Origin of the sequence: Fibrobacter sp. UWB3, from assembly GCF_002210405.1 — a bacterium.
Taxonomy (GTDB): Bacteria; Fibrobacterota; Fibrobacteria; order Fibrobacterales; family Fibrobacteraceae; genus Fibrobacter.
The window spans coordinates 301,771-319,012 of the sequence record NZ_MWQJ01000002.1; the positions used below are offsets into that span (position 1 = coordinate 301,771).

A 17,242-nucleotide genomic window follows, 5' to 3' on the forward strand; every position below is an offset into this window, starting at 1 on the left:
TATTTTATGTTCTATGGTGTAATAAAATGAGTTGTAATAATTAGATTATTTAACGTATATTATGAATATGGATCGCACTCGTTTAAAAATTTTAGTTGTAGACGATACCAAGACGAATATTGACGTGTTGGAAGGTATTTTGTCGAATGATTATGACGTTTGTGTTGCCCTCAATGGGAAAAAGGCTATTGAACTCACCGAAAAGATTCGCCCTGATCTGATTTTGCTCGATGTCATGATGCCTGAAATGGATGGCTATGAAACATTGAGAATCATGCGAGAAAAGAACATCTTGCAGGGCATTCCTGTCATATTCCTGACGGCTAAGGCCGATAGCAAAAGTGAGCAGACTGGGCTTGATCTCGGTGCCGTCGATTACATTACCAAGCCGTTCAATCCAGCTCTGGTTACGCTTCGAATCAAAAATCAACTCCAGCTCAAGCAGCAGCGAGATCACTTACACGAACTTGTTGATGAAAAAACGGCAGATTTGCGCCGGACGCTTAAGGTGATGCTGACAAGCCTTGGCTCGCTTGCCGAATACCGCGATCCTGAAACGGGGGAGCACATCAAGCGGACGCAAATTATTGTACAGCGCATTGCTGAAGAACTGCAAAAAAATCCGAAGTTTGCAGATACGATTACGCCGGAGTATATTGAAAATCTCACCACTGCAGCTCCGCTTCACGATATAGGCAAGGTCGGCATTCATGACCGCATCTTGCGCAAGCCGGGATCGCTCACGCAAGACGAACGCGAAATCATGATGCAGCACCCGCAGATGGGCTACGATGTGTTGCAGGAGGCGACCAAGGAACTGCACGATAGCCCAATGGTGCGTATCGCCGCTGAAATGGCTCTTGGCCACCATGAACACTGGAATGGCGAAGGTTACCCGAACCACAAGAAAGAAAACGATATTCCTATAGGCGCCCGTATTATGGCGGTTGCCGATGTCTACGATGCGCTTGTATCGAAACGCCCGTACAAGGAACCATACCCGCACAAGGTGGCGGTTGAAGAAATCATCAAAGGCCGCGGGACGCAGTTTGACCCGGATGTCGTCGATGCGTTCTTATCGATAGCGGAGCAACTTCCTGAAATATACGAGCAGTTCAAGGACACTTCTTCTTCTGAGGAATGTAAGGATTGACACCAAGTCCAATCAATGAAAAGAAACGCCATCTCAGTTGGCGTATTTCGCTCGTTTATACGATCCCGATGCTTGTTTTCACCATCGTGTTGGTGATTGTATTTTCGAATTATCTTAAATCCACGTTGATTTCTTCGTCGTACAGTTCTTCTGAATCAAAGTTTCAGGATAAGACTGTACAAGACATGGAATTGTTTTTCTCCAAATTTGAAAAGCAGTTCAAGCCTCTTCCGCAACTTCTTCAGCATACAAAAGAAACAGAAATCAAGAAAATTCTAAAAAAGCACCAGCAGTCTTCGTCGTTTATTGTCGATGCCTATTACGGCAACAAAAATGGCAAATATATATCGGCTAGGGATTTTAAGCTAGATGAAGGCAAAAAGGAATTTCGAGTAAAGCCTTGGTACCTAGAAGCCTCAAGACACAAGGGGCTTGCCATTACGGGGCCAGAAATCAATGAAATGGCCAAAAAAAGGGTACTGACCTACTCGTATCCGCTTTGGGAGAAAAATCGCAAATTTATGGGGGCTGTCGCTGTTGATGTCGACTTACAGAAAGTTCGGCAGTTGATGGGGGAATATGCAAGGATTGACGGTGGCATCACGATGCTCGTGAGTACCGAAAACGATAGCCTGTTTACGTATTTCCCGTACGAGACCAGCTTGCATAATATTGTTGCAGATACCGTTGTAGGCCTATTGCACTTGGTGCAGGAGGATATTGTTTTTGATAGCCTTGACCATGAAGGGGTGACCCGCTTTGAAAAGACTGACGTTCAAAATCGTAAGCTGATATTCATGGTCGTTCCTTTAAAGAACGCTCCTTTTTATGTTATCCATGCTGTTCAAAAAAATAAGGTTGTCGCAAAGGTTCAAGAAAATCTAAATGCGATTATCGTGGTGGTGGCTTTTGTCGTCTTGGCGCTGATATTCCTTACATGGCTCATTGTGAGATTCCTTTTCAAGTTGTTTATCCAAAAAGACTTGAACGAAAGCGTCAGCTCCAGTACAATGTTCGAGACCCTTTTGGGGAGTGATAATTTCAGGCTTGTCCTTACTAACGATACTTTTGATATCCTGCATGCGAGCGCCTACATCGCAGAATTCTTCAATAATGGAAACGACATCCGTGGTCAAATCCTCTGGAAATATTTCCGCTCGGAACAATTTAAAAAGTTTGTCTATAAGGTCTCGAAGGGCGGTGAAATGCATGCGAGCGAACGCCAGATTATCATTCCGGTTCGCAGCTGTACGGGGGAAGATGCCTGGTGGAAAGTTATTTTCCAGTTCCTCGTCGAAGACGACGGTTCCATCCGCTATTTGTTCTTGATTTCAGATGAAACGAGTGGCATCCAGAAGGATACAATTCTAGATACGATTATGCTCTCGGCAGGGAATTCCATCCTTGTGATTTTTGACAAGAACCGTAAAGTCATGTACATGTCCAGGCAACTTGCCGGCTATCTTGTGACGGACTGGAAAGAAGTCATTGGACAGCCTTTGGATAACTTGCCGAAGTGTGGCATGCCCGAAGATGTTGTCGAAGCGCTTAAAAAGACATTTGATAATCAAGGAGTCTGGAAAGATACATTCATGCTCCAGACGCTCAATACGCATACGGACACTTGGTTCCGTGGCGAAGCCTGTACGCTCAAGGTGCAGGATTCTATTGTCGGTTACATGCTTTCGATGATTGATATTTCTGAAGTTGTTGCCGCCCGTGAAATTGCTGAACACGCCACTCAGGCAAAGAGCGAATTTTTGGCGAACATGAGCCATGAAATCCGTACGCCAATGAATGCCATTATCGGTATGGCTCACTTGATTCAAGAAACGAAACTGGATGAACGCCAGCTTGGATTTATAGAGCGTATTAGCCATGCCGCAACATCTTTGCTCGGCATTATTAACAACATTCTTGACTTCTCGAAAATCGAAGCGAATAAACAGGACTTGGAAATCACGCAGCTTGTGCTGCAAGATATTATCGGTGAAGTGGCAGCCCTTGCTGAAGTGCGTATTGCTGGCCGCCCGATTGAATTGATTATCGATATCGATCCTGAAATTCCTGAAATCTTGATGGGGGATCCGCTTAGACTTTCACAGATTTTCACAAACCTCATCAATAATGCGACAAAGTTCACTGAAAGTGGGAGTATTACGCTTCAAATTAAGCAGGAACAGGTTGTCGGGAACAATGTCAAACTCTCGTTTAGTGTGATTGATACTGGCATCGGCATGACTGATGATCAGTTGCATCATTTGTTCAATGCTTTTACGCAGGCGGATGGATCCATTACGCGTAAATACGGAGGAACGGGACTTGGCCTTGTTATTTCAAAGTCACTTGTGGAACTCATGGGCGGTGAACTGCAAGTTGAAAGTGAATATGGTAAGGGTTCCAGGTTCTTCTTTACGATAATGCTTGCTATGGCGCCGCAGGCCGCTGTGCCAAAGTGGAAATCGGTCACGACATTCCGTAACAAGAATGTTTTGCTCGTCGATGATTGCGAATGCCTACGCGATGTGTTGAGACATTACTTGACGAAACTGCGTTGCGTTGTTGAAGAAGCGGCTTCTGTGGATGAGGCTCTTGACTTGATCCAGGCTCATGAAGAGGCGGGGGAGACTCCGTATGACCTCTTTATTGTCGATTACCAGATGCCACTTTTGAATGGCTTTGATTTTGTACAAGGCTTGCCTGCAAACATGAGGAAAATCCCGAAAATCCTCATGCACCCCATTCACTTCGATGAACGCAATTATCACCTGGCTGCTGAAATCGGTTTCGATAGCTGCGCTGCAAAGCCGCTACAGATAAGCTCCTTGCTTAGTGCCATGCAGGAAGCTTTTGAAGAAAAGCTGACGTATCAGAAGCCCGCCAAGGTCGAAAAGAATAAAATTTTCTTCAAGGAAGCTAAAATCCTGCTTGTTGAAGATAACGATATGAATCAGGAACTGGCCGTATCGCTTTTGAACAGCGTGGGGCTTGCGACCATGGTGGCTGCAAACGGTAAGATTGCGCTGGAGCTGCTCAAGCAAAATGCGTTTGATCTTGTGCTCATGGATATCCAGATGCCGGTGATGAACGGTTTGGATGCGACGAGGGCTATTCGCAACCGTTCTGATGAGTATTTCAAGAATGTTCCTATCATTGCCATGAGTGCAAGAGCGTTCCAGAAAGACCGTGATGACTGTATCAAGGCTGGCATGAACTCTTATATTGCAAAGCCGATTGACCCCATGTTGTTGTATGCGGAACTTGCCAAGTATCTGCCTGTCGCTGATAAAATGCCAGTTGTTGCGAGCGTAAGCGAACCAGAGTTAAAGCCTGTAAGTACGGATGACAGCGTGGTTACTCAGTTCCAGAAAGTCCGCAACTTTGATGCTGCGGCTGGGTTGTATCACGCTAATGACAATAAGAATCTGTACTTTAAGATTATTCAGGGATTTGTTCGCGATTACAGTAGTGAAACTATCAAGCTTAAGAAGGCTTTTGAAGGTGGGGACTATGAAGAGTCAACACGCATTGTCCATACGATAAAGGGCCTTTGCGGGACTATCGGTTCTTATCATGTGCAGACGCTTGGCGTGATGCTCGAAAATTCGCTCCTCAAGAAAGAGCAGAATTACAGCGAATACAATGCGTTTGTAGATGCACTAGAAGATTTAATTGACGACTTGAAAATTGTCTTGCAGAATATCGCTTCCGAGCAGTCTAATGCAGCTGTTATTATCAAGCATGTGGATCCTGAAGCTATAAGCAAGCTCACTCAAGCGCTTGAAGAACTCAAGCCGGCTGTGGAGTCTTGTTCGCTTACTGCCAGCAAGCGAATTCTCGATTCGCTCGACGAAATCATGTTCTCGCAGGAACAGGAATCTCTTTTGCAGAAACTGCGTAATCAAATTGACGATTACGACTTCTCCGCTGCTGAAGAAACCCTCAAGAGCTTGGAAGAGACGTTGTCGTCTAACATCTAAAATGTCATGCCCGCCGGAGCCTGTCCTGAGCGAAGCCGAAGGATGCGGGCATCTCCATCTTGTTTTATCAGAAAATCATAGTCGCGATAAATGCAAGTGCGACAATGATGGCGGCTGCAATGGCAAGCGGGCTTGCTTTTTTCTTCTTTTCGCCGAATTCATTCTCGACGATTTCATCGTAGTCGGGGAGGTCAAGGTCGCTGTATTCAGCGCCCTCTTTCCAGCCGGTGTTCTTGTCGCTCCCGCAGTGGGGGCAGAAGGTTGCGCCTTGTTTCAGTTCGGCGCCGCAATGAGGACAAATCATAATAGACCGATGTGTCATCCTGAACGGCGGTAGCCGTGAAGGATCCAGTATTATTTTGTGAACTTGAATCGTCCCAGAAGGTCGAAGTAACGGGCTTTGGGGGCGATTTTGACGGGCTTTACCGTTTTACGGAGGGAAGTAATATTTTTATCTTCATTGATAACGAATAATTCGATGTAATTGTCGCCGTTTTTTTGTTTTAAAGAAAACCCGTTCTCAGTGGTGCTGTATGTAAATGTGTATAGAAGATTTAGCTGTTCATCGTATCCATAGCATTTGTTGTCATCATTAATGTCTGCGATGTAAAATGTTTTTTCTACTGAAGATGAATCTGTATTGTAGTTGGAATGGTTTATTTCTATTATCGTGTCCTGCTTAAAAAATGATTCTAATAAATCTGTCTCATCTTCGTAAATCCTTTTTTCACTGTAATAATCTGTCGTTATCTTAATGATCCATGTATATGCGTATTCCGTTTTATAGTATGCTTTTAAATAGTGGAACAAAGTATCCTGTTTTCTGTAAGTGGAGTCAATATATTCGTAAAAGTCCTTTTGATTTATAACGGTTTCATTTGTATCTCTATAAAAGAACCAATAAGCGGGTGGCATCACGTTGTTTACAAAGTCAACCACAACCTTTTCAATTTGCGATTCGTTATAAAAATATTTTTTTCCATTCCATCCAGCTGGTGATTGGCTGTAATAAATAGAGTCTAAGCGCAAATTGCTTTCTTGATTAAAAATTGAATGTGCTTGCGCATTGAAAAAAGCTTCCGTGCATTTGTTTGCCGAAGCGACGGAACCCAAAGTTAAAAGAACAGCTGAAATAAAAAATAAAAGATTGCACTTTCCGAGCATAAACATAAAATCCTTTTTAATTTGCTTTTAATATAACAAAAGTTTTTATATTACATTCCATGGTCAAATCGTTTGTGTTTACTTTTTTGTCTGCAATTCTTTGTTGTAACTTGCTTGGGTGCGCTTCGACAAATTGTTCTGCTATTTCTGCGGAAAAGACGCAATACGAAGAATGTGTTGCTGAAGAAAATGCGAAATCAGAAGCCGCTTCAACAATAACGAAGGTTGGGATTGCTGCGGCATCCGTATCTGTTATTGGAATAATTGTAATTCTTGTTTCATCAAAAAATTAAAACCGCCAGGCGGATTGCCTAGCGGTTTTGTAAAGCTTTTACGCAATGCGGCCGAGCCGCATCTCATTAGAGCTTGTCGTTGGAGCCGAGCACATCCACGATCTTGTGCATGTACATCTTCTTCATGTTTTCACGAGCCGGCTTGAGGTACTGGCGCGGGTCGAAGTGTTCCGGATGTTCGTCGAAATACTTACGGATAGCGGCAGTCATAGCGAGACGGCTGTCAGAGTCGATGTTGATCTTGCAGACTGCAGAGCGAGAAGCTTCGCGGAGCTGTTCTTCCGGAATACCAACTGCATCCGGGAGCTTACCGCCGTGAGCGTTGATCGTATCAACTTCGTCCTGCGGGACAGAAGAAGAACCGTGGAGAACGATCGGGAAGCCCGGGAGCTTCTGTTCGATGGCGTGGAGCACGTCGAATGCCAGAGGAGGCGGAACGAGCTTGCCCTGAGCGTTACGAGTGCACTGTTCCGGCTTGAACTTGTATGCACCGTGAGAAGTACCGATGGAGATAGCGAGGGAGTCGCAGCCCGTACGGGTAGCGAAGTCGATCACTTCTTCCGGCTTCGTGTAGTGAGAAACTTCAGAAGCAACTTCGTCTTCAACACCGGCGAGAACACCGAGTTCAGCTTCGACGGTAACGTCGTGAGCGTGAGCGTATTCAACAACCTTCTTGGTGAGGGCGATGTTTTCTTCGTACGGAAGAGCAGAACCGTCGATCATCACGGAAGAGAAACCGTTGTCGATGCAGTCCTTGCAGAGTTCGAAAGAGTCACCGTGGTCGAGGTGGAGCACGATCTGCGGATTTGCGCAGCCGAGTTCCTTGGCGTATTCAACAGCACCCTGAGCCATGTAGCGGAGGATGGTGCCGTTAGCGTAGTTACGAGCACCCTTAGAGACCTGCATGATCACCGGAGACTTGGTTTCAACGGCGGCCTGCACGATGGCCTGCATCTGTTCCATGGTGTTGAAGTTGAAAGCCGGGATAGCATAGCCACCCTTAACTGCCTTAGCAAACATTTCCTTGGTGTTAACCAAGCCGAGTTCCTTGTAAGAAACTGCCATTTGTTTTACCTCTTGTTTTTGATTGGCGACTTGCGCCGCCGGTTTAAAAGTTACGTGCCTTAATTTAGAAAAAATAGGCTCGATTAAAAGGCTTTTCTATCAAAAAGTTGATGATTTTTCCTGTATAAAAAGAGACCCCGGCACTAAGGCCGGGATGACTCCAAAATAATTCCGAATTACTTCTTCTGCGTTCTGTCGGTGATGACGAGGTCCACGCGGCGGTTCTTCTGACGACCTTCCTTGGTGGCGTTGTCGGCAATCGGCATCGACATGCCAAGCCCCTTGGCGGAGAGGCGGTTTTCGGCAATGCCCTGTTCCACGAGGAAGTTCATCACGTTCTCGGCGCGCTGCTGAGAAAGCTTCAAGTTGAATTCTTCGGAACCGACGTTGTCGGTGTTGCCTTCGATAGAGACGTCGAACTGCTGGTAAACGGAGAGGATACCGGCAATCTTTGCAAGGCTTGTCTTGAGGTCGGTCTTCAAGGAGGCCTGGCCGATTTCAAACAAAATGTCAGACATCGAGAGGATGATGCCGCGAGCGTCCTTTGTCACCTGGATCATCTGGGACTGGAGGGCGTTCAGCTTGTCCATAGCTTCTTGCTTGCTGGCTTCGAGCTTGTCCTTCTGGGCCTTAATGGCCTGCTTTTCGGCTTCGAGGTCCAAGACCTTACCGCTACGGGCGTTGCCAATCTGTTCCTGGATGGCTTCGATGGTGCGGTTCGTGGCAGCGCGCCTTTCCCAGTTTTCAGCAATGTGGTTGCGGACGGCCTGCGTTTCACCCTGGAGCTTGGCGATTTCTGCATACTTGTTGCAGTTTTCCAAGACGGTCGGAATGAGCTTGGAATCGTCATCGTCTGCATAGATTGTTTCGAGGGCGCTCAACGTGCCGTAACCTTCGGCGAGTGTAAGCTTTGCGGAGTAGGCGTTTGCCGGGAGCGATGCCTTGGCGTTGTCGAGGGCAAGGCGGCACTGGTCCACTGGAGTGACGGAGGGAGCTTCTTCAGCAAAGCTCATGGTGGCAGCGAGGGCGAGTGTGCCGAGTGTCAAAATCTTCTTCATCTTTGCGGCTCCTTACTTCTTAGTTTCCTTGTTGAGAACGCTCTGATACAGTTCCTTGCGTTCTTCATCTGCGCGGAGGGCTTCTTCGAGTTTCTTGTCTTCGTTTTTGGCCATTTCGTTTTCGGACTTGGCTATAGCGAGTCGCATTTCGAGTTCACTCTGTTCTGCAAGAGCCTGTGCTTCTTCTTCTTTGCCATCTTTCTTGAGAGCTTTGGCATTTTCAAGCTTGGAGTTTGCGCTTGATGTGATGTTTTTGTCAAGTTCTGTGTCGCTGGCGAGCGTGCGGGTCGCTTCGGCCTGGCCAAGAGAACGGTTGACAGCATTTTGGCTGCTCGAACAGCCGGTGAGGGCTACGAGAGCAAGGGCAGAACAACATGCGAATATTTTAGCCTTCATTGGGGCTTCTCCTATGATTGATATTCCGCGTTAAAATTACATTTTGGTTTGTTAAAAAGTTCTTTCATTCTCACGAAAACTTTTTTTACTTGCATATATATAGGTATTTGTGTAGATTGAAAGTGTGTATAGGAAGGTTTTTTATGAATCTTTTTGTAAAAAAATCAAGTTTTATAGGAATTTTCTCCTTCCTGCTTCCGTTGTCTAGCGTTTTTGCCGGCAACGTTGAATACCATTTGAATAAATCAGCGAACCCTACCCAGGACGAACTGGACGCCTACGAACATATTACGGCGGCGATGGATTCGGCGGTATTCCTGTACAATAAATATTCAGACCTTTCAAAGCATATCGAAGTTTACTACAGCACGGGCGTTCCTACAGCTGAAGCGAGCAGCAATGGCGACTTACGTTTTGGTAAGGATCGCAATTATATGTATGTGGGCACTGCCATGCACGAAATGGCGCATACCATGGGCATGGGTACGACCTCGGAATACAAGGCTATGTTTAAGGATGGCGTGTTCCTGGGCGAAAAAGCCCAAGCGCTTATCAAGGAAATTGATGGTCCGGATGCCGTACTCAAGGGCGATAGCCAGCATTTCTGGCCATATGGCATCAATTACAAGAGCGAAGTCCATTCCGAACAGGATTTGATCAATCACGTAAAAATCGTGAACGCCATGTATCAAGACATCTTCAAGGAAGCGTTCTACATGCAGGGGAGGGTCGTGTCTCTCCTCGATGAAAAAACTTGCATGGGGATTACGTCATCTAATGCTCTTGAATTGATGAGCTGCACTGATTCGGCTACTTTCGTGAAAATTTATTCGGTAGGCGAGAATCCTGTTACTTACCGCATCCAGCTCGGGAACCGCGTGGTCGATATCCCGAACGAATCGACGGCGGCGGGCGTTGTCGCTTCGACTTACGGTTACAACGGCGGTGCTCACCAGCGTTACGTGTTTGAAAAAGCTGGTGCGCCTAGAGCAAACATGCCGAATGTCTTTTTCCTCAAAAATTTCAAAAGCGGACTTTATTTGCAGGCTGTTGGAAAAAATGTGGTTCAGAATAAGTTGGTTTTATCTGTAAGCTCGGAACCGCAGCCCGATTTCACTTGGCAGATTGTAGAAGCTGGGCAGGACACCTCTTCAAAGGATGGGCCGGTGTCTATTGCCAAGCGAAGAATTCCTAATAAGATTTCGGATGTTTCTGTGCCGGAGCGATTGTTTGACGCTTTAGGGCGTGCTGCCGGCCAAATTCGTCGCGGTGTAACGTCGAGAATCTTGAAAAGAAATTAATTGAAAGGGTGATGCCTGTAATCTAAAAATTCCGACTCTCCGGAGTAGTTTTTTTTGTCATTCCCGCGAAAGCGGGAATTTCCTTCTCGTTAATAAATGGGAGATGCCCGGTCCGTGCCGGGCATGACTTTGTTCAGCTTTGGATACTTCGCGACTATTCGCCACTCAGTATGACGGTGATGAATCATTATGACGACAAAAAAAAGACCGCTCGAAAGCGGTCTCTTTTTGAAATCTTATTTTTCGAAGATTAGAATGCGTCAGTTGCGGCTTCGCTTGCTTCTGCAACAGCTTCTGCAGTCGGAGCAACTTCTGCAACGGATGCCTTTACTGCATCTTCAGTCACGTCATTAACGCCCTTTTCAACCATCGTAAGCTTATGTTCCTTGAAACGGTTCATAGCAATAGTTGTCGGCTTCTGAGTGAGCTGAATGTAACCCTGTTTGGCCTGATTGTTAATGAAGCGGGCTTCGTGAGCCATCATGACAACAGCGCGGAAAACCGAACCCTGACATTCTTCACTAGCATAGATATCATCAAGATAAACTCTTTGAGATTCAGCCATTAGGTACCTCGAAAAATTTTTAGAAGAGGGAGAGGGATTCGAACCCTCGTTACCGTAAGGTAAACACGCTTTCCAAGCGTGCGCCTTCAACCACTCGGCCATCCCTCCGTTAGGATGACCTCCACTGGGGAGGTGCGCCAATAATAACTTTTATTTTTTCGTTTGTCAAGGGTATTGGGCTAAAAAATCAAAAAAAGTGAAATTTTTTAGATTTTAGGGGAAAAATAAAGCCCGCGCGGAGGCGGGCATGCTAGAGAATCAATTCATCCATCCTAATTCCGAATTCATAATTTACCAAGCTCATCCCACACAACTTGCATCAAGGGTTCTAACGTCTTGGGCGTGAAATCGAACTTGATGTTGGCCGTAGCGAAGAGTTCTGGAATCGGACGGCTGCTGCCCAGGCTTTCGGCCTTGAACAAGTCGTCGATTGCCTTTTGCGGGTCCTTCTTGAAGTTTGCCCAGACCTGCAAAGCGCCAATCTGTGCGATGCCGTATTCGATATAGTAGAACGGGCATTCGAAGAGATGGAGCTGCTTTTGCCACAGGTTACGGCGAACGGCTTCAAGTCCGCTGTAATCCACGCCTGCATCGTAACGGTCCATGATTTCGCTCCAGATATCGCTGCGGTCTTCGGCGGTGTGCGTCGGGAAGTTGTACAGACGATGCTGGAAGCTGTCGATGCTTGCCACCCACGGGAACAACCAAATCACGTCGGCGAGTTCGCCTTCGGTGCTGCGGACAATCGCTTCGTGGTCGTCACCGTAGAACGGCTTCAAGTTCGACATGCCGATGAGTTCCATACTCATGCTTGCGACTTCGGCAAATTCAGCAGGAACATCGCGGTAAGCAAAAATCGGCTGGTTTGCAAGTGCAAACTGATGGAACGAATGGCCTGATTCATGCAACAGCGTATAAATGTCGCGGTCCGTATTGGCGGAGTTCATGAAAATGAAGGGAAGGCGGCTTTCGTCAAAACCAATCTGGTATCCACCCGGAGCTTTGCCCAGTCTGGAATCCGGATCGATAAGCTTTTTTGCCTGCATTTCACGAGCCCACTTGCCGGCTTGCGAATGGATGCTTTCAAAAATGGAATCGACTTTTTCAATCAGCTCGTCGCCGCTCTGGTACGGCTTGAGAGGCGGTCTGCTCAGCGGATCGACATCCAAGTCCCACGGGCGCAAACGATCAAGTCCCATCTTTTTGGCGCGGCGCTTGTACATTTCTTTCTGCAACGGCAGTACGAATTTCTCGATGCTTTCGTGGAAAGCTTCACAGTCTGCCGGAGTGTAGTCGAAACGGTGCTTTGCAAGGAAGATGTAGTCGATGAAATCCTTGCAGTTAGCATTCTTGGCAATCTGCTTGCGAATTTCGAACAACTTATCGTAAGAATTGTCTAACGCTTCTTTGTCCTGGAGGCGGCGTTCCCACATGGCTCGCCAGGCGCGTTCGCGGAGATCTCTGTCAGTCTTTTCCATGTAGGCAGCGAGCTGCTGCATGGTCTTGACTTCGCCGTCGAATTCGACGCTCATGCCACCAGTGATTTTCTGGTAGGCCTGAATAGCCTTGTTCTCTTCGGTTTCAAGAGGAATGTTGTCGGGGGAGAACAAGTCTAGAGAAACTTGCACGCCCTTGAGCCATTCGCCAAATTCGCCTTTGAGTGCGTCCTTGGACGGGTGCGCCATGAGCTTCCTGTTCAGCTTGTCATCGTATTCAATCATGAGCGGCTGAATATTTTCGACAAAATCTGAATAAGCCTTGGCTGCCTTTTCGTCGCTGGTATCGCAGGTCATGGCTACGTAACGTCTAGAGCTAACTTCACCGAGTACTGATTCCAGTTCGCTCCAGTCCATTACCCATTGACGGAGGGTTTCAACGTTTACAGGAATATCGCGCTGCAAGAGAGCGCGATATAGTTTAGAGATTTCTTTTTCATCATCCGGATTCAAATTCTCCGGAACAAAGTTGCGTTTTTTCATGTGCTATTATTTAATAATTTTTCCGAGCCATTTGTTCACGAGGAGATCGAACAATCTGTCGCGGACGAGGTTCTGGAGCTTTTCGACGTCTTCAGGCTTTACGTCTCTCTTGATTTCGAAGTCCTGAGTGACCGGTTCGCCACCTTCGGTGAGGGATACATCGATAAAGCCGGCAATGCCGTAGTATGTGATTTCGTTGATCTTAAAGACATTGGCGTCCAGAGGGAACGCTGCATTGAAGTGCAAGTCGTTGTCACCCGGAGCAAGTCTGACGGTGTCTTTGAGTGTCAGCGGAACAGTCACAAGCGTATCGAACTTGATTTCGATCTGGAGCTTGTTGATCCACAAGGTATCCTTGGTTGTGTTGTTGGCGTTCAGGTAAACGTCAAAGTTTGCATTACCGAGGCTCTTGTTGATGATGTTCTGAGACAAGTCCTTGACCAGCATAACGGCCTTCGGGTTCGGCAAGAAACCGTCCATTCCGTTATTCACGAGTTCCATAACGTCCTCGTAAACATCGACGTTATCGAAGGTGAGGTCCTTGTATTCCATTTTTGTCTGGATGAGGACTTTAGCTGCCTGAATCTTCTTGAAGAGCGAGCAGCCGGTGAAGGTCGTTGCGACAAGTGCGAGAACACCTGCGATAACGAATGATAGAGTAAGGTGTGAGAATTTGGTTTTCATATTATCTCCTTTTCTTCATGTCCTTATTATAATAAAATATTTGTTTCTTTGTCAGTTCTGTTTAAAGTCACTAAGCGTTTGTATGAGCTTTTGAACATCGATAGGCTTTGCCAGATGGCTGTTCATCCCTGCTGCAAGTGCATTTTTCTTGTCTTCTTCGAAGGCGTTTGCGGTCATGGCGATAATTGGAATGTTTGACTTGCCTGGGTCGCTTAACTTGCGGATTTCCTTAGTGGCTTCGTAACCGTTCATATGAGGCATCTGCACATCCATCAAGATGAGCTCATAAGTGCCTGCTGGTGCTTTGCGCACTTTATCGACGGCGATGTCTCCATCATTTGCCGTATCGACGACAAGGCCGTTCTCGGTCAAAATTTCTTCTGCAATTTCGCGGTTCATTTCGTTATCTTCGACAAGCAGAACCTTCATTCCGTTAAGAGGGATGGTCGTAACCGTTTTCTGCTCGGAGTTTTCAGGATGAAGGTCATCGCACCACTTGATTGGTAAGACTACGGAAATCTTTGTCCCTTGTCCGATTTGGGATTCAATATGGATTGTGCCTCCCATGAGATCGGTGAGCTTTTTTACAATCGTCATGCCTAGGCCTGTTCCCTGGATTCGGCTGACTGTGCTAGACCTTTCGCGAGTAAACTCGTCGTAGATGTGCTCCAAAAAGTCTTGGCTCATTCCGATACCTGAATCTTCTACGGTAAGCGTGTAAAGCCCGTAGCCTTCGCGGTCGCATTCCTGTTCGCTGAATGAACATGTGATTGTTCCGTTTTCTTTTGTGTACTTAATGGCGTTGCCGATAATATTTGCTGCAATTTGGTTGAGGCGGTCTGCGTCAACTAGAACAAACTTATGGATAACATTTGAAATTGTCGCCGAGAACAGGATTCCCTTGGACTCTGCATGTGTTCCGTATGTGGTTGATATTGCTTTGATGATGCTTTCAAGGTCGCATTTCTGTTCGTTTAGAAGAATCTTTCCAGATTCTATTCGAGACATTTCGAGAACCTGATTTACCAATGACAAAAGCTGCTTGCCGGCAATATCGATCTTGTCCAGATATTTCTTGGTGGTTTCTGTATCTGTGATGTGCTTTTTGGCCATTGCGGTAAAGCCCATGACTGCATTCATTGGGGTTCGGATGTCATGGGACATGTTGAACAGGAATGTCGTCTTGGCATTACTTGCATCACGTGCTGCGGCTAGGGCTTGAGAAAGCTTTTTGTTCGCTTCGATTTCTTTTGATTTCTCTGTAGTGATATTTCTAAATAAAATAATTCCTTTGTGAACAAGATTGCTCTTAACTTCTACAGGGATATAGACCATTGTGATATATTCTTTGGATCCATCAGGCTGGGTACTGCAGAATACGACACTTGGTATGCGGTTGAGAACCTTGCGTTCTTTGATGACGACTTCGAAGAAGTTTCTAAACTCCTCTCCGTTTTGCATATCGTCATTGTAGCGGATGAAGCCTTCTTTTAGGTTTTCGAGATTCCCTGTTTTGGGGAATGGCATTGGCATGAAGGACAGGTCTTCGAAGGTTCCTTTCTCGGCATCGACAAAGATCATTGCTCTTGCGATGGCGTTTTCTGCTTTGGCGATGTAGCTTTCGAGGCGCTTTTGGCGTGCTTCCTTGCGCCTGATAATAATTTGCACGATCATGAGGTAGGCTATGTAGCTACCGAATATGCAAATGAGCAAAAACTGCAAAGTGCGGCCGGCTTGGATGCCCATGGAATAAAGACTTTGGGCGGCCTCGATAGGAAAGTTTGAATAAACGCTTAAAGGGACTGCGCGCAGCGGAGCTATGTAACCGTGAATTTCATCGGATGAACCTTGGTATTTGTAATGTGATTGGGTGCGTGTTGCGTAAGCGCGGATGATGTTGTTGCGGTTTTCTTCGTCAAATTTTGATGTGTAGAGAAAACTTTTGAAGTTGTCGCGGGGGAGACCTTGAATCGAAGTTTGATGGATTTTCATGGTTTCTAGAGCGATGAAACTTTTGCCTTCGACGTTTACGATGCCTGCTGATGCGTGTGCGCCGTAAACCTTGTAATCGAGAAGTCTCTTGATTGTATTTTCGTCAAACGAGGTGGTGAGGATGCCGATGATTTTATCGTGGTTAAATACGGGGGCGTAAAAAAGAATGTAGGCCATTGATGTGTTTGTGGGCATTACGACAGAAATACCGCTGTTGCCGTTCATCCCCTCGATGTAGTAAGGCTTGTTTGCAGATTCCATTTTTTCGCCCGATGACATCTGAGCTATTCCGTTCGTATCGATGAATTGCACATGGTCGAATTGCACCATCTTTTCGAGTTCGGCTAGAAAAACGCTGTTCATCTGGCCGTTTTCGATGACATCTGAACTGAGCTTTGCGAGTGCTTCGATTGATTTGAGGGAGTTGGATAAAATGTCGTCGATTTTATCGGCCATGGCCAAGGTGATATCTTTAATATAGTCCTTGTTTCGTGCCGCAACTGCCGTTCGGTCTTCGTCCTGGAATGTCGTAAATGCTGCAATGACTAAGTAAATGACGACGATAAGAGGAGCAAACCTTATAACGGAGTGCTTTAAGCGATTATTCTTTTTTTGCGATTTTTGAAAAGTTTGCACGTTGCTCCCCAGCCTTTTTTTCATTAGAAATATAACTAAATCTCGATGTAAATCATTTTTTTTCGGATTTTTTTGGGATGGTTAATTTTTTTTGCAAAAATAATGTAGTTTTCTGTTAAGTCAATTATTCCAACTTGGAATAGTAGCAAAATCAAGGAATATAAATGAATCGTTACGATCTAGTATTGCTCGGCCTTATTTTGGAACACGAACGCAGTGGGTACGATATCATCACGGAGATTCGTGACCGTGAACTTGACCGCTGGGCTAAGATTAGCACTTCGACCGTTTATAATAGACTGATAACGCTCGAAAAGAATGAATGCATTGTCGGTCATTCCGAACGCGACGGAAACCGCCCGGAACGCATGGTGTTCAACATCACGGACAAGGGTAAGGACGTTCTCCGCAAAGAGGTCCTGAAGCATTTGACTGGTTTCAATGACGATCCGCGTACGCTTGGTTTTGCTTTCCTCTACGGTGCCGACAACAAGGAAGTTATCCGTACGCTCGAAGTGCATGAACGTAGACTGGTTCAGGAAATCGAAAATCTTGAAAAGATGATTGCCGAAGAACCGCGCCCGACGCTTTACCCCGAAGGACCGTTCCTCAACTGCATGAGCCGTGACCACATTCTTGTGGAACTCAAGTACGTGCGTGCTGCCATCGGCATTTTGCGCGACCCGGTCCGTAGCAAGAAACTCGGTGGATACTTCTATATCAATTTCGGTAACCGCGATTTCGAAAAGTTTGATGAGTAGAGTTTAGACGAAAACTCGTCATCCTGACACCGTAGGTGGAAGGATCCAGTGCATTCTTTGACTGGATTCTTCGCTTCGCTCAGAATGACGAAATAAAAAACTATATTTACCCCGCAAAAGTTTAAAGGATATTTCCGAATCCAGAACTTCGAATCCCTGATTCGCAATTTTGGATTCCAAATTCCTACTTACGATTTTAACTAACCCCCCTCTCT

Annotated in this window: 13 protein-coding genes and 1 tRNA gene; 4 read left to right on the top strand and 10 right to left on the bottom strand. The window is 46.1% G+C overall.

Annotated features, from left to right (window positions below; translation table 11 throughout):
* Window positions 1-67 precede the first annotated feature (67 nt).
* Together B7991_RS03865 and B7991_RS03870 are read left to right on the top strand one after the other, a co-directional pair.
* Window positions 68-1,153 (top strand): HD domain-containing phosphohydrolase, encoded by a 1,086-nt coding sequence (locus B7991_RS03865; protein WP_235002979.1) that lies wholly within the window; start codon window positions 68-70, stop codon window positions 1,151-1,153.
* The gene (locus B7991_RS03870; protein WP_088629675.1) at window positions 1,150-5,133 is read left to right on the top strand and encodes a response regulator; all 3,984 of its coding nucleotides are present in this window, start codon (window positions 1,150-1,152) and stop codon (window positions 5,131-5,133) included. Before B7991_RS03865 ends, B7991_RS03870 begins: the two co-directional genes overlap by 4 nt.
* Before the next feature lie 67 nt (window positions 5,134-5,200).
* On the opposite strand, the gene B7991_RS03875 is transcribed toward B7991_RS03870, so the two are convergent.
* The 5 genes from B7991_RS03875 to B7991_RS03895 form a co-directional block, all read right to left on the bottom strand.
* Complete coding sequence (locus B7991_RS03875) at window positions 5,201-5,437, bottom strand: zinc ribbon domain-containing protein (RefSeq protein WP_235002978.1); 237 nt, start codon at window positions 5,435-5,437, stop codon at window positions 5,201-5,203.
* A gap of 50 nt (window positions 5,438-5,487) precedes the next feature.
* Window positions 5,488-6,303, bottom strand: coding sequence for a hypothetical protein (locus tag B7991_RS03880; RefSeq protein ID WP_088629677.1), 816 nt, complete (start codon window positions 6,301-6,303; stop codon window positions 5,488-5,490).
* 353 nt (window positions 6,304-6,656) lie between these two features.
* A complete protein-coding gene (locus tag B7991_RS03885) occupies window positions 6,657-7,655 on the bottom strand; it encodes a class II fructose-bisphosphate aldolase (protein WP_088629678.1) in 999 nt (332 codons plus the stop codon).
* A gap of 176 nt (window positions 7,656-7,831) precedes the next feature.
* Window positions 7,832-8,713 carry an OmpA family protein gene (locus tag B7991_RS03890; RefSeq protein WP_235002977.1) on the bottom strand — a complete coding sequence of 294 codons (882 nt, stop codon included), beginning with the start codon at window positions 8,711-8,713 and terminating at the stop codon, window positions 7,832-7,834.
* Between the two features lie 12 nt (window positions 8,714-8,725).
* Window positions 8,726-9,109: a DUF4398 domain-containing protein gene (locus B7991_RS03895; RefSeq protein ID WP_088629679.1), complete on the bottom strand. Its 384-nt coding sequence runs from the start codon at window positions 9,107-9,109 to the stop codon at window positions 8,726-8,728.
* Between the two features lie 143 nt (window positions 9,110-9,252).
* Between B7991_RS03895 and B7991_RS03900 the strand changes: the two genes are divergently transcribed.
* A complete protein-coding gene (locus tag B7991_RS03900) occupies window positions 9,253-10,410 on the top strand; it encodes an RICIN domain-containing protein (protein ID WP_088629680.1) in 1,158 nt (385 codons plus the stop codon).
* 250 nt (window positions 10,411-10,660) lie between these two features.
* Here B7991_RS03900 and B7991_RS03905 read toward each other — a convergent pair whose 3' ends face one another.
* The 5 genes from B7991_RS03905 to B7991_RS03925 form a co-directional block, all read right to left on the bottom strand.
* Window positions 10,661-10,975 (bottom strand): hypothetical protein, encoded by a 315-nt coding sequence (locus B7991_RS03905; RefSeq protein ID WP_088629681.1) that lies wholly within the window; start codon window positions 10,973-10,975, stop codon window positions 10,661-10,663.
* A gap of 23 nt (window positions 10,976-10,998) precedes the next feature.
* Window positions 10,999-11,083, bottom strand: a tRNA-Ser gene (locus tag B7991_RS03910).
* Between the two features lie 176 nt (window positions 11,084-11,259).
* Entirely contained in the window at window positions 11,260-12,954 is a 1,695-nt protein-coding gene (locus tag B7991_RS03915) for a M3 family oligoendopeptidase (RefSeq protein WP_088629682.1), read from the bottom strand.
* Between the two features lie 6 nt (window positions 12,955-12,960).
* Window positions 12,961-13,638, bottom strand: a complete 678-nt coding sequence (locus B7991_RS03920; protein WP_088629683.1) for a hypothetical protein — start codon at window positions 13,636-13,638, stop codon at window positions 12,961-12,963.
* A 51-nt stretch (window positions 13,639-13,689) separates the two neighbouring features.
* The gene (locus B7991_RS03925; protein WP_176421751.1) at window positions 13,690-16,266 is read right to left on the bottom strand and encodes a response regulator; all 2,577 of its coding nucleotides are present in this window, start codon (window positions 16,264-16,266) and stop codon (window positions 13,690-13,692) included.
* A gap of 164 nt (window positions 16,267-16,430) precedes the next feature.
* Here B7991_RS03925 and B7991_RS03930 point away from each other — a divergent pair, with 164 nt between their 5' ends.
* Entirely contained in the window at window positions 16,431-17,027 is a 597-nt protein-coding gene (locus tag B7991_RS03930; protein WP_088629685.1) for a PadR family transcriptional regulator, read from the top strand.
* Window positions 17,028-17,242 lie beyond the last annotated feature (215 nt).